The 20,060-nt window shown below is 40.7% G+C and carries 22 protein-coding genes, 5 pseudogenes and 1 other annotated feature; of the genes and pseudogenes, 3 read left to right on the top strand and 24 right to left on the bottom strand.

Annotated elements, in window-relative coordinates; translation table 11 throughout:
• Positions 1 to 57: 57 nt before the first annotated feature.
• Positions 58 to 432, top strand: coding sequence for a TIGR04086 family membrane protein (locus tag M44_RS12040; protein WP_010173927.1), 375 nt, complete (start codon positions 58 to 60; stop codon positions 430 to 432).
• Positions 433 to 841: 409 nt separating this feature from the next.
• Here M44_RS12040 and yajC read toward each other — a convergent pair whose 3' ends face one another.
• From yajC to M44_RS29020, 17 genes and pseudogenes are all read right to left on the bottom strand, one after another.
• Positions 842 to 1,105, bottom strand: coding sequence for a preprotein translocase subunit YajC (gene yajC / locus M44_RS12035; protein WP_010173924.1), 264 nt, complete (start codon positions 1,103 to 1,105; stop codon positions 842 to 844).
• 26 nt (positions 1,106 to 1,131) lie between these two features.
• The gene (gene tgt / locus M44_RS12030) at positions 1,132 to 2,271 is read right to left on the bottom strand and encodes a tRNA guanosine(34) transglycosylase Tgt (RefSeq protein WP_010173922.1); all 1,140 of its coding nucleotides are present in this window, start codon (positions 2,269 to 2,271) and stop codon (positions 1,132 to 1,134) included.
• A gap of 27 nt (positions 2,272 to 2,298) precedes the next feature.
• Positions 2,299 to 3,328: pseudogene (queA, locus tag M44_RS22785) on the bottom strand (tRNA preQ1(34) S-adenosylmethionine ribosyltransferase-isomerase QueA).
• Positions 3,329 to 3,348: 20 nt separating this feature from the next.
• On the bottom strand, positions 3,349 to 3,552 hold the full coding sequence (locus M44_RS12020) for a DUF2905 domain-containing protein (protein WP_010173917.1): 204 nt from the start codon (positions 3,550 to 3,552) through the stop codon (positions 3,349 to 3,351).
• Entirely contained in the window at positions 3,549 to 4,547 is a 999-nt protein-coding gene (gene ruvB, locus M44_RS12015) for a Holliday junction branch migration DNA helicase RuvB (RefSeq protein WP_010173915.1), read from the bottom strand. The genes M44_RS12020 and ruvB overlap by 4 nt, the downstream gene beginning before the upstream one ends.
• A gap of 15 nt (positions 4,548 to 4,562) precedes the next feature.
• Positions 4,563 to 5,173, bottom strand: a pseudogene (gene ruvA / locus M44_RS22780) (Holliday junction branch migration protein RuvA).
• 192 nt (positions 5,174 to 5,365) lie between these two features.
• Positions 5,366 to 5,461, bottom strand: coding sequence for a BofC C-terminal domain-containing protein (locus M44_RS29975; protein ID WP_420167114.1), 96 nt, complete (start codon positions 5,459 to 5,461; stop codon positions 5,366 to 5,368).
• The gene (locus M44_RS22775; RefSeq protein ID WP_010173910.1) at positions 5,418 to 5,834 is read right to left on the bottom strand and encodes a BofC N-terminal domain-containing protein; all 417 of its coding nucleotides are present in this window, start codon (positions 5,832 to 5,834) and stop codon (positions 5,418 to 5,420) included. Before M44_RS22775 ends, M44_RS29975 begins: the two co-directional genes overlap by 44 nt.
• Positions 5,835 to 6,040: 206 nt before the next feature.
• Entirely contained in the window at positions 6,041 to 6,748 is a 708-nt protein-coding gene (locus tag M44_RS12000) for a YhcN/YlaJ family sporulation lipoprotein (protein ID WP_010173908.1), read from the bottom strand.
• Between the two features lie 117 nt (positions 6,749 to 6,865).
• Entirely contained in the window at positions 6,866 to 7,798 is a 933-nt protein-coding gene (locus tag M44_RS11995; RefSeq protein ID WP_010173906.1) for a phosphotransferase, read from the bottom strand.
• Positions 7,788 to 9,224, bottom strand: coding sequence for a SafA/ExsA family spore coat assembly protein (gene safA, locus M44_RS25380; RefSeq protein ID WP_010173905.1), 1,437 nt, complete (start codon positions 9,222 to 9,224; stop codon positions 7,788 to 7,790). The genes M44_RS11995 and safA overlap by 11 nt, the downstream gene beginning before the upstream one ends.
• A 195-nt stretch (positions 9,225 to 9,419) precedes the next feature.
• Complete coding sequence (locus M44_RS11985; RefSeq protein WP_010173903.1) at positions 9,420 to 9,950, bottom strand: GrpB family protein; 531 nt, start codon at positions 9,948 to 9,950, stop codon at positions 9,420 to 9,422.
• A 114-nt stretch (positions 9,951 to 10,064) separates the two neighbouring features.
• On the bottom strand, positions 10,065 to 11,171 hold the full coding sequence (gene nadA, locus M44_RS11980; protein WP_010173901.1) for a quinolinate synthase NadA: 1,107 nt from the start codon (positions 11,169 to 11,171) through the stop codon (positions 10,065 to 10,067).
• Between the two features lie 25 nt (positions 11,172 to 11,196).
• A complete protein-coding gene (nadC, locus tag M44_RS11975; protein WP_010173899.1) occupies positions 11,197 to 12,033 on the bottom strand; it encodes a carboxylating nicotinate-nucleotide diphosphorylase in 837 nt (278 codons plus the stop codon).
• Complete coding sequence (locus M44_RS26320; RefSeq protein ID WP_081447524.1) at positions 12,002 to 12,565, bottom strand: FAD-binding protein; 564 nt, start codon at positions 12,563 to 12,565, stop codon at positions 12,002 to 12,004. The genes nadC and M44_RS26320 overlap by 32 nt, the downstream gene beginning before the upstream one ends.
• Positions 12,566 to 12,695: 130 nt before the next feature.
• The gene (locus tag M44_RS29025; RefSeq protein WP_081447523.1) at positions 12,696 to 13,241 is read right to left on the bottom strand and encodes an FAD-binding protein; all 546 of its coding nucleotides are present in this window, start codon (positions 13,239 to 13,241) and stop codon (positions 12,696 to 12,698) included.
• Positions 13,175 to 13,570, bottom strand: a complete 396-nt coding sequence (locus M44_RS29020; protein WP_010173895.1) for an FAD-binding protein — start codon at positions 13,568 to 13,570, stop codon at positions 13,175 to 13,177. The genes M44_RS29025 and M44_RS29020 overlap by 67 nt, the downstream gene beginning before the upstream one ends.
• A gap of 121 nt (positions 13,571 to 13,691) precedes the next feature.
• Between M44_RS29020 and M44_RS26305 the strand changes: the two are divergent.
• Both M44_RS26305 and M44_RS22755 read left to right on the top strand, forming a co-directional pair.
• Positions 13,692 to 14,833: pseudogene (locus M44_RS26305) on the top strand (IscS subfamily cysteine desulfurase).
• Positions 14,834 to 14,835: 2 nt separating this feature from the next.
• A pseudogene (locus M44_RS22755) lies at positions 14,836 to 15,371 on the top strand (3H domain-containing protein).
• Between the two features lie 37 nt (positions 15,372 to 15,408).
• On the opposite strand, the gene pheA reads toward M44_RS22755, so the two are convergent.
• The 7 genes and pseudogenes from pheA to rplU form a co-directional block, all read right to left on the bottom strand.
• On the bottom strand, positions 15,409 to 16,245 hold the full coding sequence (gene pheA, locus M44_RS11955; RefSeq protein WP_010173887.1) for a prephenate dehydratase: 837 nt from the start codon (positions 16,243 to 16,245) through the stop codon (positions 15,409 to 15,411).
• A gap of 4 nt (positions 16,246 to 16,249) precedes the next feature.
• A complete protein-coding gene (locus M44_RS11950) occupies positions 16,250 to 16,702 on the bottom strand; it encodes an ACT domain-containing protein (RefSeq protein WP_010173885.1) in 453 nt (150 codons plus the stop codon).
• A gap of 22 nt (positions 16,703 to 16,724) precedes the next feature.
• Positions 16,725 to 18,010: pseudogene (obgE, locus tag M44_RS22750) on the bottom strand (GTPase ObgE).
• A 34-nt stretch (positions 18,011 to 18,044) separates the two neighbouring features.
• The gene (locus M44_RS22745; protein WP_010173883.1) at positions 18,045 to 18,581 is read right to left on the bottom strand and encodes a Spo0B C-terminal domain-containing protein; all 537 of its coding nucleotides are present in this window, start codon (positions 18,579 to 18,581) and stop codon (positions 18,045 to 18,047) included.
• 230 nt (positions 18,582 to 18,811) lie between these two features.
• Complete coding sequence (gene rpmA / locus M44_RS11935; protein WP_010173881.1) at positions 18,812 to 19,102, bottom strand: 50S ribosomal protein L27; 291 nt, start codon at positions 19,100 to 19,102, stop codon at positions 18,812 to 18,814.
• 12 nt (positions 19,103 to 19,114) lie between these two features.
• Positions 19,115 to 19,450: a ribosomal-processing cysteine protease Prp gene (locus M44_RS11930; RefSeq protein ID WP_010173879.1), complete on the bottom strand. Its 336-nt coding sequence runs from the start codon at positions 19,448 to 19,450 to the stop codon at positions 19,115 to 19,117.
• A 13-nt stretch (positions 19,451 to 19,463) separates the two neighbouring features.
• Positions 19,464 to 19,772 (bottom strand): 50S ribosomal protein L21, encoded by a 309-nt coding sequence (gene rplU, locus M44_RS11925; RefSeq protein ID WP_010173877.1) that lies wholly within the window; start codon positions 19,770 to 19,772, stop codon positions 19,464 to 19,466.
• A 14-nt stretch (positions 19,773 to 19,786) separates the two neighbouring features.
• Positions 19,787 to 19,867, bottom strand: a sequence feature (ribosomal protein L21 leader region).
• Between the last annotated feature and the right edge of the window lie 193 nt (positions 19,868 to 20,060).

The following is a 20,060-nucleotide window of genomic DNA, read 5'->3' as shown; positions in this document are numbered from 1 at the left end:
TATTATTTGGTGAATATGCTTGTACTAGTGTTTATCAGTAAGAAGGGGGATCTTGAAATGGAAACCAAACAAATGGGCAGTGCCGTGATGATGGGCGTCGTAACCATACTAGGTTTAGCTCTTATCATTGCAGCAATCTTTGCAACCATATTACGCTTCACAGATTTGCAAGAACAGTCAATCCAAATCATCTTGACCATCTTTTCATTTATCACTGTGTTCCTAGGAGGTATGATTGCTGGAGGAAAAGCCAAACAAAAAGGCTGGATATTTGGCTTTATGACAGGCGCTATCTACACTCTAATTGTTTTCTTATTCCAATACTTAGGCCATGACTCCCTATTTTCTTTCGAGCAAATGATTTACCATACCTGCTACATCACCACCAGCATGATGGGCGGAATATTAGGTGTGAACTTGTCATCTAAATAGTGAGGTTCCAACTCATGCCACCTTTGAGTACTATTAATGTGTTCCCTCCCAAGGAGTAGCCATGCTACCTGGGGAGGGAATGACACAATTATTTGTCTAATCAAAAGAACTGTGCATTTTTTTCAATAGAATATTGATTTGTTTTTTCCGAGCTCTGATTATGGTGATTATAGCAGCAGTTCAAGGTATTCGAGCAACTTTCGAGTACCACTCTTCATTATTTAAGCATCCACGCTAATCAGTGTTTAATTCGATAGAACAATCGATACGATTGCAAGAGTTATCAGCTTAAAAAGATTCCCTTACTTCCTCAACGCTTGCCTCCTAATTTAGTAATCTCCACATTCATCCCTCTCTGAAACAGAATCATGGCACAAAAAAACAGAGACCTAAGCCTCTGCATGATGTATTACTTCTCAGATTTCACTTCACGGATAGCATTACGATCGAACGTAAGCTTGCTTCCATCTGTGCTAAAAATCACAACCGTTGCCTCGTCGATTACATCCACCTTACCGTGTAATCCACCAATTGTGATAACATGGTCACCTTTTTGAAGGTTACTTTGCATTTGTTGCACTGCTTTTTGACGCTTTTGTTGTGGTCTAATTAAAAGGAAATAGAACACAAGAAGCATAACTAAAAATGGTGCTAAGTTAATTAGAGTAGCCATTGACATTTTCCTCCTTTATGTATGAATTAAAAGTTCTTTGCGTCTGGACGATTGAAACCGTACTGTTCAAAAAACTCTTCTCTAAAGTCTCCTAAGCGGTCTTCGCGAATCGCTTGACGGACTTGCTCCATTAAGTTTAGCAGAAAATGAAGGTTATGGTAAGTAGTAAGACGAATTCCAAACGTTTCTTCGCATTTAATTAGATGGCGAATATACGCTCGCGAGTAATTTTTACACACATGGCATGAGCAATTTTCATCGATAGGGCCAAAGTCTCTCGCATATTTTGCATTCTTTACGACTAAGCGGCCGTTACTTGTCATTAATGTACCATTGCGCGCAATGCGAGTAGGAAGTACACAGTCAAACATATCCACACCACGAATCGCACCGTCAATTAAGGAGTCAGGAGACCCAACACCCATTAAATAACGCGGTTTGTCGTTTGGCAACCAAGGAGTTGTAAATTCTAGCACACGGTTCATAACATCCTTCGGCTCACCAACGGATAATCCACCAATCGCATAGCCAGGGAAATCAAGAGAGATAAGATCCTTTGCACTTTGCTTACGTAAGTCTTCGTATTCTCCGCCCTGCACAATCCCAAATAGACCTTGATCCAAAGGACGAGCATGAGCAGTTAAACATCTCTCTGCCCATCTTGACGTACGTTCCACAGACTTTTTCATGTAGTCATATTCTGCTGGATACGGTGGACATTCATCAAATGCCATCATAATATCAGAGCCTAGTGCATTTTGGATTTCCATCGCTTTTTCTGGGCTTAAGAATAATTTGTCCCCGTTTAAGTGATTTCTGAAGTGAACCCCTTCTTCTTCAATTTTACGGAATTCACTTAAACTGAATACTTGGAACCCACCTGAATCTGTTAAAATAGCACGGTCCCAATTCATAAATTTATGCAATCCACCGGCTTCCTTAATGATTTCATGACCAGGGCGAAGCCATAAATGATACGTGTTACTTAGAATAATTCCAGCACCTAGCTGGATTAAATCCTCTGGAGACATCGTTTTCACGGTAGCTAGTGTTCCTACCGGCATAAAAACAGGTGTTTCAAAAGAGCCGTGTGGAGTATGAACGCGACCAAGACGCGCTCCTGTTTGTTTACATGTTTTAATTAATTCATAGCGTATTGCTGTCATTGTTGTCACTCCTCTATTTCGCTTACCTTACTTGATAAACATAGCGTCGCCAAAGCTAAAGAATCGGTACTTTTCCTTTACCGCGGTTTCATATGCGTGTAACACATGTTCCTTTCCAGCTAGGGCAGATACTAACATGATTAATGTAGATTTCGGAAGGTGAAAGTTTGTAATCATGGCATCGATTCCTTTTAAATTCATACCCTGGATAGATGAAAATATCTGTCCAACCACTCTCTTCATGGAACTCTCCGTCATACTTACTAGCGATGGTCTCAAGCGTTCTAGTACTTGTCGTACCTACTGTAATAATTCTGCCACCACGTTCTTTCACTTCGTTTAAGAGACGAGCTGTCCCTTCTGTCATTTGGTAAAACTCTGCATGCATATCATGCTCTTCAATACTCTCAACCGAGACAGGACGGAATGTACCTAAGCCGACATGAAGCGTAATAAATGCAATATGTACCCCTTTTTCCCCTATTTTCTTCAAAAGGTCCTCGGTGAAATGTAGACCAGCCGTTGGAGCAGCTGCTGACCCTCTTTCCTTCGCAAACACGGTCTGATAGCGATCACGATCATCTAATGTTTCTCTAATATAAGGAGGTAGCGGCATTTCCCCTAATTCTTCGAGCACCTCATAAAATATTCCATCATATATAAACCTCATCATACGGCCACCGTGATCTTTTTCCGCAACACATTCTGCTTTTAATCGTCCATCACCGAAGGTAAGGACTGTTCCTACTTTCACACGCTTAGCGGGCTTAATTAACGTTTCCCACTCGTCGCCTTCCTCTTGCTTCAGTAATAGGCACTCTACCTTCGCTCCGGTTTCTTCTTTAACACCGTATAATCGAGCTGGTAATACCCTAGTGTCATTTAAAACAAGACAATCACCCTCATGCAAATCGTATAAAATATCTTCAAAAACACGATGCTTGATATCGCCTGTTATCTTGTCTATTACCATTAATCTACTTTTTGAACGCTCTTCTAAAGGAGTTTGAGCGATTAGTTCTTCCGGTAAATAAAAATCAAAATCCTCCACTTTCAACGCTTGTCCACCTCTATACCTTATTTAAATCGACTTATAAAATAAAATATACCACTTAACACAATACTCACAACAATACTTGTTACGATTGGAAAATAAAAGGTGGTATTCTCATTTTTAATCATAATATCACCAGGTAGCCTTCCTAACTTAATAAAATGCATGAAGAAGCCTACAATGATAAGAACTGCACCCATCACCATAATGGTTTTAGGAAGACTCATTTTGGCACCTCTCGATCAAAATGTTCATACGCAAGATTCGTTACCATTCTACCCCTTGGCGTTCGTTGTAAAAACCCAATTTGAAGTAAATATGGCTCATATACGTCCTCAATTGTATCAGACTCTTCTCCGATACTTGCAGCCATTGTATCAAGTCCGACGGGGCCACCCTTAAAGCGGTCCATAATACTAAGAATCAATTTATGATCAATATGATCTAATCCCTTTTTATCTACTTGTAATAGCTCTAACGCCTGACTAGCAAGCTCTGACGTAATCTCACCATCACCTTTTACTTGTGCAAAATCTCGAACCCTCCGTAATAAGCGATTGGCAATACGCGGTGTACCACGTGATCTGCGAGCCATTTCTATCGCTCCCGTGCTTGTAATACTTGTATCTAAAATTTCTGCGGTACGGACAACAATATCCTTTAGCTGTTCTTCTGTATAGTATTCTAACCGACATAAGACACCAAAACGATCACGAAGTGGAGCAGATATAGCTCCTGCTCTGGTCGTAGCTCCGACTAATGTAAAGGGTGGTAAATCTAATCTGACAGACCTAGCACTTGGACCCTTACCAATAACAATATCCAGGCAGAAGTCCTCCATTGCAGGGTATAACACTTCTTCAATAGAACGGGGAAGACGGTGAATTTCATCAATAAACAGAACATCGCCAGGCTCAAGAGCCGTTAAGATGGCCGCAAGATCACCCGGACGTTCGATAGCTGGACCAGATGTTGTACGTAAATTTACGCCCATTTCATTAGCAATAACAGCGGCAAGCGTCGTCTTTCCGAGCCCTGGAGGCCCATACAATAACACGTGGTCTAAACATTCTTCACGAAGCTTTGCTGCCTCAATGAAGATTTGTAGATTATGTTTGACTTTATCCTGCCCGATGTACTGACGAAGGAACTGAGGCCGTAATGACTGTTCAAATTGACTATCACCGATCTCTGCTTCACTCGATATCACTCGTTCATCCATTATTCTCCCCCCATTCTATGTATTTAATAATAGCTGTAACCCTCTCTTAATATACTCGTCTGAAGTTTTGCCCGGTTCATTCCTTAACTTTGGTTCAACCTTCTTTAGTTCACGGTCTGAGTAGCCTAATGCTTTTAAAGCTAAGATGGCTTCATTTAAGAAGTGATCGGAAGATAATGTGTCTTCTTTTTCAGGCTGAAACAGGTTTGGAAAGAAATCTGGGACAACATCCTGAAGCTTTCCTTTCAAATCCAGAATCATTTGACGAGCGGTCTTCTTCCCTACTCCAGGAAACTTAACAAGAAACGCCTCATTCTCCTCTTCAATGGCATGAATAACCCCTGAAACATCCCCGGATCCTAATATCGCTAACGCGCCTTTTGGCCCAATTCCTGTGACATTCAATAGCTTCATAAATAAAAGCTTTTCTTCCATGGTTAAAAATCCATATAATGAAATCAAGTCTTCTCTGACATGCTGATACGTATATACTTTTAATGGCTTTTTTCATGCGGAGAAAAAGAAAAAGGATTTGGCGTATATAGCTGATAGCCAATGTCCCCTGCTTCTACTACCACATATTCAGGCCCAATAAATTCTACAGTCCCTTTTATGTATTCGTACACATTACTCTCTCCCTTTTTTACTACGATTGTAATCATACCATGTTTTCTTGAAAATAAAAATATTGTTCAAACACCTGTTCTGTAAATACGCACAAAAAACTACCCACCGCGGGTAGCTTGATACATTACGATTCAATCTTAAACGTCTTCAACTGCTCGATAACCTCTTCATAGTCTTTTTTAGATTGAATTTTAATTTCCTTTTATCAGCTTCTTATGCTTGCTGCTCTCTAGCTTTTGAATATCAATTTGAAAAAACGATTGAATTGCATCCGATTCTTCTGGGATTCCGTTGAAAATGCTTAATACCCCGTCTTCTGTGATACCAAAAAAACCCATGATCCTTTATAAAAGGTGAAATATCATCTACTTTCTGCATGAATACGACGTGCTCATCATCCATATCGACAAGCGTCCACTCAGCATACTCCGAAAAGAAATCCTCCATAGACAAAATTTCTTCTTCTATAATTTCTTCTGTAACACTACCATCTAAAAAACTTCGCTCCAATATGACAGTGACACGATGGGGACCGCTTACCATTTGCGCCGGAGAAGAGCCCTCATCAAAGTTAGTCGCTTCTGGTTCATTATAAAACAAGAGGAACAGCGCTCCTATTAAGAGTAAGAACATCCATACGATTCGAAATGGAACCGACATCCTTCATCACCTCATCTTTAGTGTGTCAACCCTTCTACTTATAGGTTGGTCATTCCTTATGTAAAATATCCCCAATCTAAAGGGATAGACTTGTATTCTTCTAAAAAAACTAACATGATATGGAGTATGCCTTAGAACATTTCATTTCATACATTTAAGAATAAAAAAAACACCTTTTCGAAGTGAAAAGATGTTACGTTCATTCCCTATAGACCTTGTTCATACCCTCTAATCATATTTTGAATATCTAGTTCTAGCGTATGTCTTGGCCCACCTTGACGAAGTTGGTTATCAATTACTTTTATTCTGCTATAATAGCCTACGTTGTCATCTATATATAATGTACGATCCCCTACACCATGACGAATCTGATTTCTCACATCTGTTTTAACTTTGTCGGCGTCCGCGTCTCCGTCAATTAGTAACCCCATAATGACTGCATCCCCGTATACGATACAACGAGCAGATTGAACACTCTTTACTTCTTCTGCCGCTAAACTCATTGCTTCTACTAACTCACCTTGATACATTTTATAATAGGACGACTTAGCTTTTGATGGTATATCCTCATCATGACCATGATAGCTAAATGATCTAGATTCACTTGCTTGATCTTGAATGAAAAATCCTTGATCCTCGTCTCCTAGCTTGGATGGTGGTAAATGATATTCTCCTTCACTGTGATCCGTTAAATACTCCTTTTTTGCTTCACGAATTTCTTTTCCTTCATTTCCAATCGAATGATCATACCACTCTTGAATTGGGCCTTCCCTTTGGTCATGATCATCGCCATGACCTGTATTGGAATAGACCCCTTCCGGTTCATATGGATCCTTTGACTGATCTGCTTCATCCGTTGCTTGACAGCCAACTAGCAACAACCCTAGCATAGACATTCTAACTATTCGCTTCATAAGCTATCCCACCTTTTTAGTACTAGTGTGAGATAGAGACGATGAAAGAATGCCCTGTAATAGTATCCAATTTAAAAGAATGTCATTTATAAGGTATCATCAATTGCTGGATACTATTCATTCGCTGGTGATACTGATAAAAGGTGAGAAAAGATAAATTTCTCCAAAGAATAGATTTGGTTTTGGTCGAGCTAGTAGCAAAACGAATCCATTCACGGTATAAATCAGTAGGATACAACAAGCCGATATGGAAGATCTCAGCATCCTTATAATGTGCCATGGTGGGAATTGAAACAGTTGATTCGTTGACCACCCCATATGCGGAAGAATTCGATTGGCAAATTGTATGTCATCAATGATGCTCGGACCTTTTGTCATTAAATCGAAATCTATAACAAATAGAGCATGATTGGTGCTTCTAAGAAAATTATGATGAGCGATGTCTCCGTGGATCATACTTTTTGGGTAGCTAGTAAAAGTAGCTCGATTCTCTTCTAATAATTCTATTGCCATCTCTCCCCAACGCAATAGGGTATGTAGCACTGTTGTAGGCATATAAGGGAGCAATTCATTTCTTGTTTGATAAAACGCATTCCATCTTCTCTTCCATTTTTTCAGCAAATCAAATTCCTGTAGTGTCGGAAATTCTTCAAGGTATCGATGACTATACAAGTGGAATTGCTTTATTACCCAATGGGCCTGAAGTCTATCTTTTATATCATCATAGTGAATGGAATCTCCCTCAAGCCAATACGTTACGCCCATAATATCTTCTTTCAACTGAATAGGACCAGTATGGTCGTGATAGGGATGGAAGGGAATGACGAACGGGAAGTGATCATTGGTTAGCAATCTTATTAGTTTGTGTTGGTGGGTAAAGGAATCTAACGAATTATATCGCTTGAGAAAATAAGCTTCCTGCTGGTTATACACTTTCCATTTGCCCTTTCGTATTTCATGTATTCCATATAACTGCATGTGCCATTTATGATTGAGAAAAGAAAGAAGACGACGGTTATAGTCGTCTTCTCTATCTTTCTTAGCCTTCATAGTCTTCGTCATCGTATCTTGGCATAGAGAATGAAGCTTGTGGGTACATGTTTGGAGCATTGTAATATTGTGGTCCCATAAATGGCGCTGGCATGCCTTGTGGTCCATAAGGCTGACCTTGTGGGACATTCGGTTGACGGTAAGGTTGCATTTCAGGCTTAGGGCCGCATCCACAATCATCGTATCCTTGATCCATTGCTCCTTGAACTTGACCTCCTGGCATTCCGTATCCCATTCCGTGCTGCCCAGGACCAAAACCAGAACCTGGCATCATTGGAGGCATTTGGCCGAAACCAGCTCCCGGCACCATTGGAGGCATTTGTCCGAATCCAGGCCCTTGTAATCCAGGCATTGGACCAAATCCAGGGTCCATGGCACCCATTACACCAGGTGCAGGACCTTGTGGCTGCCCATAAGGCGCACCATATCCTGGACCAGGCATGACTGGTGAAACCGGATAGCAGTTGTCAAATGGACCAAATGGACCCATTGGAGCAGGTGGTAAGAATGGTTGCTGCATTCCTTGCATTGGTTGTTGCATTCCTTGCATTGGTTGTTGCATTGGTTGTTGCATTCCTTGCATTGGTTGTTGCATTGGCATACCTCCTGGTGCTTGCATTCCAGGAAGTGGCTGCTGTTGCATTTGCTGAGGCATAGCTGGCATTTGTCCCATATTCATTAACTGTTCTTGCATTTCCATATAATCCTCTTCATCTTGAACTCCTGCCACTTGAGGCATGTTCTGTTGTGGCATGTAGCTATAATCTTCCTCATCCATCATAGGCATGCCCATACCAGGCATTGGGTATCCTTGCATGGCTCCCTGGACTTGTGGAGCATATGGCATAGGTCCATGTTGATACGGTTTGTAACCAAACCCAGACCCAGGCATAACTGGCGTTACAGGAACACAGTTGTCAAAGTAGGTTGGAGCTTGTTGTGCTGGCATTTCTAATGGTGATTCACTGCTTTCTTCTTGAACCCCTTTTACTTCAGGTTTCGGTTGCGGTTGTGGGGCAGGCTTTGGCTGAACCGATAAATTCGCTTGGTTATTCATCATATAGTAATTATTGATATCGATATCTGGAAGGATTGGTTGCGGCATTTTTGGGGCTTTAGGTTGAACCATTGGTTTTTCTTTCATAATAGGTGCTTCTTTCTTTGGCATTTCTTTTGCTGGCATAGTCATTGGCTTTTGTTCTTTATAAGGATGTTCTGCTTTCGGCATTTCTTTCACTCCATAATTGATTGGAGCTTCTTTTTTAACAGATCCGCCTGTTGTTGGAACTTTTATTTTCATACCAGGCATAATCATATCAGGGTTGGACAACTGGGCATTCATCTTTTTTACTTCTTCGAAACTAACTCCATATTTTTTAGAGATATTCCAAAGAGTGTCTCCCTTTTGAACGATATGGATTTTCACTATTTTTCCCCTCCTCAGGCATAAGTCTATATATCCTATGACAAGATAGGCAAATTGCTAACATCTACATGAAAACTTATGATATTTTTTTCAAGATTATTCTAAGTAAATGTCCTTAGCCTAAAGGTACAAGCTTTATTTTAGACACAAATGTAAAAGCTTTAACCTAAGAGAAAAGCTGACCTTAAATGAGGGTCAGCTAAATGATTGATTATCTCCCTTATACCATTCCATCGCTTTTCTTTCTAGACCTTTTACAAATAAATCCTTGCCATTGATATACGCTTCTTGGTCACCTTGGTAACGCTGTACCAACGCTTCCTTTAATTCACCATATTGTCTGGCGGCTTGTTTGTGGTTTCTTAAATACTCCCTCACAGCCAAGTGCCGGTTTATGTCGTGAGTATTCCTTGATTCAAATACATGAACGTGATGCGTTCTTACATTCCATCCTTTTCTAAAATAACGTCTTCCTTTTATTCCAAATTCTCCTAATGCCTCGTAGCCTAGCTCATTCATTTGCTTTTCATATAAGTCAACACGAGAGATATCGTCTACAACTGGCATGATATCAATAACGGGCTTTGCCAATAAACCAGGAACCGATGTGCTTCCAATATGATAGATAGCGAGCGTTTCGTTGCCAAGCGCTTCTTGTATTCGCCCCTTTTCATCTTCGAACAGAGATTGCCAGCTAGTCTGATAAGGAGTCACTTTGATTTTCATGTATTCACGCTCCTTGATAGGATTATGCCTTTAGATATACAAAAAATTTAATAAAGATATCTTTAATTATAACTCACGATGTCAAAAAAGGAGCTGGCTTTCGCCAACTCCTCATTAAGCGCGTTCTAGCATACGATCTAACGCGTCTATAGCATACTTAGATACTTCCTCATCCACTTCGATTATATTGATAGGATTCCCCTCAACGATACTCTCAAGGGCCCAAAGTAAATGCGGCATGTCAATACGATTCATCGTTAAACAAGGACACATAAACGGGTTCAATGACACAATGTTTTTATCTGGATGTTGGTCTATGATTCGTTTGACCAAATTCATTTCTGTACCAATTGCCCATGAAGTTCCACTTGGAGCCGCTTCAATGGTTTCAATAATCTTCTTAGTCGATCCGTTATCATCTGACAATTCAACTACTTCTCGACTACATTCTGGATGAACAATGATCTTCATTTCAGGATGTTGCTTCCGAATGTTTTCAATATTTTTCACGGTAAAGTTTTCATGTACGGAACAATGACCCTTCCAAAGGATGATCTTTATGTTTTCGAGGTTGCCTTCAAAGACTAGTTCATCTTTAATCGGATCCCAAACAGCCATATGATCTAAAGGAATTCCTAAATCATATGCCGTGTTACGGCCAAGATGTTGATCCGGTAGGAATAGGATACGTTCTTTTTCCCCAAGTGCCCACTCCACCATGCGATGTGCATTAGAAGAAGTAACCGTAGCTCCTCCATTTTTACCAACAAACGATTTAATGCTGGCAGTTGAATTCACATAGGTTAAGGGAATGATCGTATCTCCGAAATAATCTTGAAGTTTTGTCCAGGCTCGCTCGGTTTGATGAATATCCGCCATATCTGCCATTGAACAACCTGCTCGCATATCGGGTAAGATGACCTTTTGCTCTTTTGAGGTTAATATATCCGCTGTTTCTGCCATAAAATGGACTCCACAAAATACAATATACTCCGCATCCGTATTTTTAGCAGAAACCTGCGCAAGCTGAAGAGAGTCTCCAGTTGTGTCTGAAAACTGGATAACTTCATCCTTCTGATAGTGATGTCCAGGTATAAAGAGCTTGGCCCCTAGCTCTTTTTTAATTTCTAAGATTCTCGCGACCATCTCGTGTTCACTCAACGATTTATATCGCTCGGGTAATGCTGTATCATTTTCCTTTAACATCTCAAAAATACTCATTAAACTTCCCCCTCATTGTTTCCCCTTAAAGATTTAAAACTTTTGCGCTAATATCTAAAGACTTGTAAGAATGAGTTAAATACCCGAGTGAAATATAGTTCACTCCTGTTTTCCCGTACTCGCTCACATTTTCCATTGTAATCCCACCAGATGCTTCCGTTACAATATGGGGTGGAACGTCTTTGATCCACTCCGAAATTTCATCCGGAGTACGGTTATCAAACATAATAATGTCTGCACCAGCATCAATTGCCTCTCGCATTTGTTCATAACTTTCTATTTCAACCTCTACCTTAACCGTATGGCCGAGATTATTTTTAACACGCCTTACAGCCTCGCTTATGCCACCAGCAAAGGCAATATGATTATCCTTTAGCATCACTGCATCATACAATCCGAAACGGTGATTATAGCCCCCACCGCTAGTAACAGCGTACTTTTCAAGCATGCGTAACCCTGGTGTTGTTTTTCTTGTATCACAAATTCTAGTGCCCGTTCCTTCTACCAAGCTGACCACTTTTTTTGTATTCGTAGCAATACCACTCATCCGTTGAATTAGATTTAGTATGACACGTTCTCCTGTTAACAGACTCGCCATGGGCCCCTTGATTTCTGCTAGTAAATGACCTTTTTCTACGGTCTCTCCGTCACGGACGTGGACCAACACATCTATATCGCTATCTAGTAAACGAAATCCTTCTTCTATTACAATCCGACCACAAAATATTCCGTTTTCCTTTGAGATAAAATGAAACGTTCCTTGATCTTCTCTCATAAATAAACTCTCTGAAGACAAATCTCCGTCTCCAATATCTTCTATAAAAAATGATTCAAGCAAAGTTTTTAGCTTTAACGTATTCATCCATATACACCTTCATTTCCCCGTTCACACACTCATGAACAATTCTTTTTCCTTGTAAGTTTTGATTGGGATGAGGATAATCTTCTCTAATATGTCCGCCTCTTGATTCTGTTCTGAGAATAGCGCTCTTCGTCATAAGTGAAGCAAGAATCCATGTAAAATATCCCTTGATGTCAGCTACATCTGCACCGTCTAATGAGCCAGTTTCAAACTCATAAGCTAACTGCAATTCTTGTTGAAACTCCTCAAGCCCTTCTTTATTTCGAATGATTCCAAGTGCATGACTGCATTTTTTCTTTAAATCCCCTAATGATATGGCTGGGAATGTTTCCATCATTTTGCTAGGTGGACTATCAAACAACCGATCTTCCGTTCCAACGAAAGTTAAATACTGTGCTAATCGTTTTCCGTAAACCAGTCCTTCAAGCAAAGAATTGGAGGCTAAGCGATTGGCTCCGTGTACACCAGTACATGCGACTTCTCCAATAGCATACAGTCCTTCAACCGAAGTTCTTCCCACATGATCGGTCAAACCCCTCCCATTGTGAAGTGTGCACCTGGTGCTACTGGGATGAGTCCTTTCTCAAGGTCTACTCCATATTCTTTGCACATGTTAGCTATGGAAGGAAATCTCAATTCGAAATCTCGGATGCTTGAAATATCTAAAAACACTTCTTGCCCTTTTGTCTTTCTTGATAGATTCTGTGGGCCACAATATGACGTGGTGCTAAGTCTTCCTTTACATGAACACCCTTCATCAGTTTTTGACCCCATTGATTGATAAGGGTCGCCCCTTCACCTCGCACTGCTTCTGATACTAAGCCTACTCCTTTACCACCTATAGTTAAAAGAGTTGGATGATATTGTATAAACTCTAAATCTCCTAGTCTAGCACCTGCAAGATAGGCGATAACCATCCCATCTCCCGTAATGGTAGACTGATTAGAATTTGTTTCGAATATCCCACCAACTCCACCTGACGCTAAAACCGTATGAGGAGCTTCATAGCGTGTAATTACGCCTTTTGCATTCTTCGTTTTAACCCCGATGCAACGGCCCTCTTTATCACGCACTACCTCATACACCATCTCTTCTTCTACAATGGTGACATGGTCACCTAGTTTTCCATGAACATACTGGACTAGATGCTTACCCGTTGCGTCTCCTCCGGCATGAAGGATGCGATGATATTCATGAGCCCCTTCCATACCAAGCTTGAGTTCTCCATTTCATCACGGTCGAAAGGAGCCCCTGCTTTTATTAAGTCTTCAATTGCTCTCTTTCCGTCTTTAATAAATTCATACACCGTCGATTCCCCTTGATGAAATTCACCGGCTACTAACGTATCATGTACATGAGAAAGTAGATCATCATTAGGATGAACAACTGCCGCTACACCACCTTGGGCAAGGTAGGAGTTGCTATCATTCAATTTAGACTTTGTGATAATTATCACATGTTTATCATTACTCAAATGGCTGGCTAATTGCAACGCAGCAATTCCACTTCCAATAATCAGTATATCTGCATGTTTCATTGTATTTTTTCCTCCTGCTTTTACAGGTGTCTTGACACATATATTTACACATATTTAAACTAATGACAAGTGTTTTTTCTTCTCACAAAACATTCAGAAAACTTAAGGAGCTATAAATTCCATGATTTATTTAGATTACGCCGCAACAACACCTATGAGCGAAAGAGCTCTTACAGCTTATACAGATACTGCTACAACCTATTATGGGAATCCTAGCAGTCTGCATGATGCAGGAACGAGTGCTCATACCATCGTAGAACTATGCCGGAAGAAATTAGCAGCGTCACTTGGTGTCAAGGAAGGGATTTATTTTACTAGTGGAGGTACTGAAAGCAATCAGCTTGGTATTACTACTCTTGCTCTCGCTCAGAAAGAAAAGGGCCGCCATATTATTACATCGAGAGGAGAGCATGCGTCAGTCCATTCAGCTCTATCCTATTTGGTCCATGATCACGGTTTGAAGTAACCGAGCTCAAGTTTACCTCTGAAGGTGAGGTAGATCTTGAGGAATTAGCGCACCATTTACGAGACGATACCGTTCTCGTATCCTTTCAGCATATTAATAGTGAAAATGGCGTAATTCAACCAATTCAACACATTGCCGAGATGATAAAGGGAAGAGACATTCTCTTCCATTCGGATTTTGTCCAAAGCTTTGGTAAAATCCGTCTTGACGAAGTGATCGAGCACGTGGATGCTGTTAGTATATCCTCTCATAAACTTTATGGTCCTAAAGGAGTTGGGCTCCTTTATATCAGACCTAGTGTTCCTGTCTCTCCCCTATTTCCTGTCGTAACTCAAGAAAAAGGGATGCGCGGCGGAACCATCAATACTCCAGGAATATCAAGCTTTACGGTAGCAGCGATGGATCACGTGGAGTCCTTACACCTCGAACACTATTGGTCGCTACGCACGCTTTTTATACACGCATTACATGAGCAAAACGTGCCTTATACTCTGTATGAGCATTCTTTAAAATCGAAACAACTACCACAAGTGGTTGGACTTCGGATACACGGAATTCAAGGCCAGTGGATGATGCTTGAACTGAACAAGCGTGGATTTGCCATTTCAACTGGCAGTGCCTGTCATGTCGGCCTCCTTGATAAGCCTGCCTTAATCTATGCAATGGACGGGACAGATCAAGAGGGGAAAGAATTTATTCGAATATCATTTGGTGAAAAAACAGTAAAAAGCGACCTCTTGACACTTGCGAATAGCATAAAAGATATTTATAATCAGTACTTTAGGTTGGAGGAGTAGCAATGGGAGATAAAAAACTTTTAGGTGAAGAAAGACGTGCCTTTATTTTAGATAAGCTTAAACAGTCGGCAGAACCTCTTACGGGGAAGGAACTATCCTTGCTAACAAATGTAAGTCGTCAAGTAGTTGTCAATGATATTACATTATTAAAGGCGCGAAATATCCCAATTATCGCAACAAGCCAAGGATATTTATATCTACAACAGGATCTCCATACCCCGTTGTTTGAAAAACAGTGCCTTGCTTACATGGTCCAGAACGGACAAAAGAGGAGCTAGAGCTCCTAGTAGATCTTGGCGTTACGGTTAAGGATGTCATCATTGAGCACCCCGTCTATGGAGACTTAACTGCCTCTGTTCATGTTTCGAATCGAAAAGATGTAGAACGGTTTATGAGTAAACTAACAGTAACCGGTGCTTCATTACTCTCGGAGCTTACAGAAGGCGTTCACTTGCACACCTTGCAATCAGCATCAGAAGAGAAGCTCTTGGAAGCAGAGGCCCTTTTAAAAGAGAAAGGTTTTTTGATTTCTTCCTAGACAAAAAAACGAGCAGAATGTTCTTCTGCTCGTTTTTCTAATTCATTACGGGATAGCTGCCTTTTTGGAATAGTATGCAGCCCAAAGCTTTTAACTCCTGTTTGGCCCCCTGCATCATCACAGCTTCCTCATGTTCATTGATATCTAAGATAAAGAAATAATGACCAAGCTCCGTTTTCAGCGGACGGGATTCTATCTTACTTAAATTCAACCTTCTCCAAGCAAATACGGATAACACTTGATGCAAGGCTCCAGCATGATTTTCCGGTAAAATTAAATACCATGTGGATTTAATACTGCACGCTTTCTTTCTCAAGTCGAATTCATACGGCTGCTTGGATAGTGACACAAATCTTGTGTGATTTAAATCAGAATCTTGAATATTGGATTCTATGATCGTCAAACCGTACGCTTCGGCACACGTATCAGGACCAATGGCAGCATACGGTTGATTCGGATACGTTTTTACTTCTTCTGCCGCTTTGGAGGTAGAAGTCGTTTCTTCTAGCAAGGATAATTCACGTTCCCTTAAGAAATCGTGACACTGCGCTAAAGCTTGTGGATGAGAGAACACCATGTCAATTGGTTTTCCAACTTGAGATGGGTGCATCATGAGATACTGTTTAATTGGAAGGTCATACTCCTTCACAATGTACAGCTCGTTCATCCGAAATAAATAATCGACAGTAGAGTGCACAGAGCCCTCCGTCGAGTTCTCTAACGGAACGACACAGCATTCAACCTCTCCACTTACAACAGCATCCATACAATCAGGAATAGAAGAATAAGCAAGGTGGTGGCCCTCTGGATAAAGAATTTGAACCGCTTTATTCGTAAAGGAACCTCTTGGGCCTAAGTAGGCTATTGTTTTCATACACTCACGCCCCGGATCCAAGAACTTCTACTTTGTCAACAAACTCTAAACGACGGAGCTCTGCAATCATCTCGTCAATTTCCACAGTCAAGCCAGTGATATTTAACGAGAGGGTTACATTTGCTCTTCCTTGAAGCGGAATCGTTTGGTTAATGGTTAGAACATTACAATGGAATGTTGCTACTTCAGTTAATAATGTAGACAATGTACCAGAGCGGTCCTCTAATTGAAAGAATAAAGTCACGATTTTCTCTTTTACAACTCGGTGAAATGGGAACACGGTGTCACGATATTTATAAAAAGCACTTCTGCTTAAATCCACACGTTGAACCGCCTCCCAAACCGAAGTAGCTTGCCCTCGATCAATTAACTCTTTCGCTTCTAACGTTCGCTTCATCGCATCAGGTAAAACGTCTCCTCTAACTAAATAAAAGCGTGTATCCTCTCTCTTTTCCATCGACCTATCCCCACAATCTTGCTTAATCTACAAATTCAAATTCATAATCAAACATCTTCACTGTATCGCCATCTTTTGCTCCACGTTCTCTTAGCGCATCATCTACACCCATTGAACGTAATTGACGTGCAAAACGACGAATAGAATCTTCACGAGAGAAGTCTGTCATCTTAAACAATCTCTCTAGCGTATATCCAGAAACAACAAAGCTACCATCCGGATCGCGCGTAATTGTAAAGTCATCTGTTTGTTCCGTATGCTTATAAAGCACACGATTTACCTCTAGCTCTTCCTCATCATATAATGGGAACTCTGGCGTCCCTTCCACTAAATCTGCAATCGCAAATAATAAATCACGAAGACCTTGACGCGTAACAGCGGAGATTGGGAAGATTGGGTAATCTTCTTGTAATTTTTCCTTGAATTCTTTTAAATTTTCTTCTGATTCAGGTATATCCATTTTATTTGCCACAATGATTTGAGGTCTTTCAAGTAAACGCATATTATACCCTTCGAGCTCTGCATTAATGGTTTCATAGTCCTCAAATGGATCACGGCCTTCTACTCCAGACATATCAATCACATGCACAACGACTCTTGTACGCTCGATATGACGTAGGAACTGGTGACCTAACCCAACTCCTTCAGAAGCTCCTTCAATAAGTCCAGGAAGGTCTGCCATTACAAAACTACGATTATCTTCCGTCTCCACTACACCAAGATTTGGAACAATGGTTGTGAAATGGTACGCTCCGATTTTGGACGTGCAGACGATACAACTGAAAGTAAAGTTGATTTCCCTACACTTGGGAACCCTACAAGACCTACATCGGCTAGTAGCTTTAATTCAAGGACCACATAACGCTCCATACCAGGTTCCCCTTTTTCTGAAAGCTCAGGGGCTGGATTAGCTGGTGTGGCAAAGCGAGTATTTCCTCGTCCACCGCGACCGCCTTTGGCGATAATCGCTTGCTGACCGTGCTGGGTTAAATCAGCAATAACTTCTTTTGTATCATCATCTGTAATAACTGTCCCTGGTGGAACCTTGACAATCATGTGCTTAGAATTACGGCCATGTTGATTCTTTGACATACCGTGTTCTCCGCGATCGGCTTTAAAATGACGTTGATAACGAAAATCCATTAGCGTACGTAAGCCTTCATCCACTTCGAATATAACATCTGCTCCTTTACCACCATCTCCACCTGCTGGCCCACCGTTTGGTACATATTTCTCTCGGCGAAAAGCAACCATTCCGTCGCCACCGTCGCCACCTTTTACATATATCTTGACCTGATCTACAAACATAGGAATCCTCCTTCTTGTCGAAACCTTACCTACACTACGTGAGTAGTAACGTGAGTACAAATTCAGTTTCAGTAAATTGCTCTAGCTCATAACGTACCTTTTCTTGTGTTAGGAACGTTCCAAACCAATCGTGTAAACTCGCCTTATCTTCTAGTTTTCCTTGGAAATCGAGAATCAAACGAGAATTTTCTTCTTTTAATTCTATTGAGAGGAGAAGATGATTCTCTCCTAAGTAGGAGGTATGCTCTTCAATTGTTGACACAACCCTCACTAATAAGTCTAAAAGGAACACTTCATCTATTTGATGAGCAGTATTTCCTTCTAATAATTCAAACTCTAGGTGTATAGGATGTGACGTCCAGTTATAAGTTAAGATCCATTCAGCAACGCTTGGAATTCTACAACTAGAAAGTGCAGATTCCCCTTGCGCTCTATGTATCATCTCTTTAATAATATCATTCACTCTATCATGTTTACCTAACGCTAAATTACCTTTTATTAGTTGAAGGTCATTCATAAAGTCATGGCGTGCATGACGAAGTGCTTCAACTATCGTCCATTCTTTATTCATGATTGCACTCCTAATTATTATCCTTTTCTCTCATTTGTTTAGTATAGCAGAAAATTAGACAGTGTGAGGGATAATGGGGAAAGTGATTCCGTAAATCACTTAAAAATTACACCTTAACGGAAATCAATATCGGAAGGACGAGCATTTGAATGATGACTCCTCTTACTTTGAATTTACAACATAAGAAAACTCTAACCACACTTAATGGTTAGAGTCTCTTCGTTTGTAGCTTACGCTTCTTGTGCTACAGGGTATACACTTACTTGTTTCTTATCGCGACCTACACGCTCAAATTTAACGACACCGTCAACTTTAGCGAATAGTGTATCGTCTCCACCACGACCAACGTTTACACCTGGATAGATTTTAGTACCGCGTTGACGGTATAAAATAGATCCACCAGTAACGAATTGTCCGTCAGCACGTTTAGCGCCTAGGCGTTTCGAGATAGAGTCACGACCGTTCTTTGTTGAACCTACTCCCTTTTTGGAAGCGAAGAATTGAAGATCTAATCTTAGCATTAGTTCCACCTCCTACTTTTTGAAGGTTATTTTGATATAATGTCCATAATCCAACTCGATTGTTTGTAAGGAAACGATCATGCCCTCTAATAGAGTTTGCATCGTTTGCTCGTTTTCTGGAGAAAGATTCTCCGGAACCTCACAAGATAGGAATCCACCATCTGAAGATTGGATGACTACAGGTTCTACACCTGTAAGCTTTTCCATCGCATTAATGGCTCCAAACGATACGGCACTCGCCCCAGCACAAACAATGTCTTGACCACGTTCTGAAAAGTTTGCGTGACCATCCATAGAAAAACCTTGAATCTTTCCACCGGATGATTTAGTTACATAAACATGTATCATAATGATTCAAGCCTTACGCGTTGATTTTCTCAATGACAACTTTAGTGTATGGTTGACGATGACCTTGTTTCTTACGATAGTTTTTCTTTGGCTTGTATTTGAAAACCGTGATCTTCTTTTGACGACCTTGCTTTTCAACTTTAGCTGTAACAGTAGCTCCTTCAACAACTGGAGTTCCTACTTTCACATCTTCACCGCCAACGAAAAGTACTTTATCGAATGTAACAGTTTCACCTGCTTCAGCGTTTAGCTTCTCGATGTAGATCTCTTGACCTGCTTCTACACGGATTTGCTTACCACCTGTTTCAATAATTGCGTACATCTAATGGCACCTCCTTCATAACTAAGACTCGCCACGTTCAGGTGTTTGTCCTAAGACAATTCTTCATTACCTTATATGAGCGGTTGTAGTAGCACGGGTGCTACAAACAATAACAGAAAAATCTTATCATAATTTATAAGACTATGTCAATAAAATATTATGTTCAAGATTTTTTATGAGACTGGGGTTAGATAGTAGGGATGATAAGTGGGAAAGGTGGTGGACGGTATTCTGGTGGATCTGTCATTATTGGTGCGGGGGAACTCTTTTTTCGTGCGGGTATGCGCG

Source organism: Bacillus coahuilensis m4-4 (assembly GCF_000171615.1).
GTDB lineage: Bacteria > Bacillota > Bacilli > Bacillales > Bacillaceae_K > Bacillus_T > Bacillus_T coahuilensis.
Note: the sequence above shows the minus strand (reverse complement) of the source record. Positions and strands in the feature narration are given on the sequence as shown.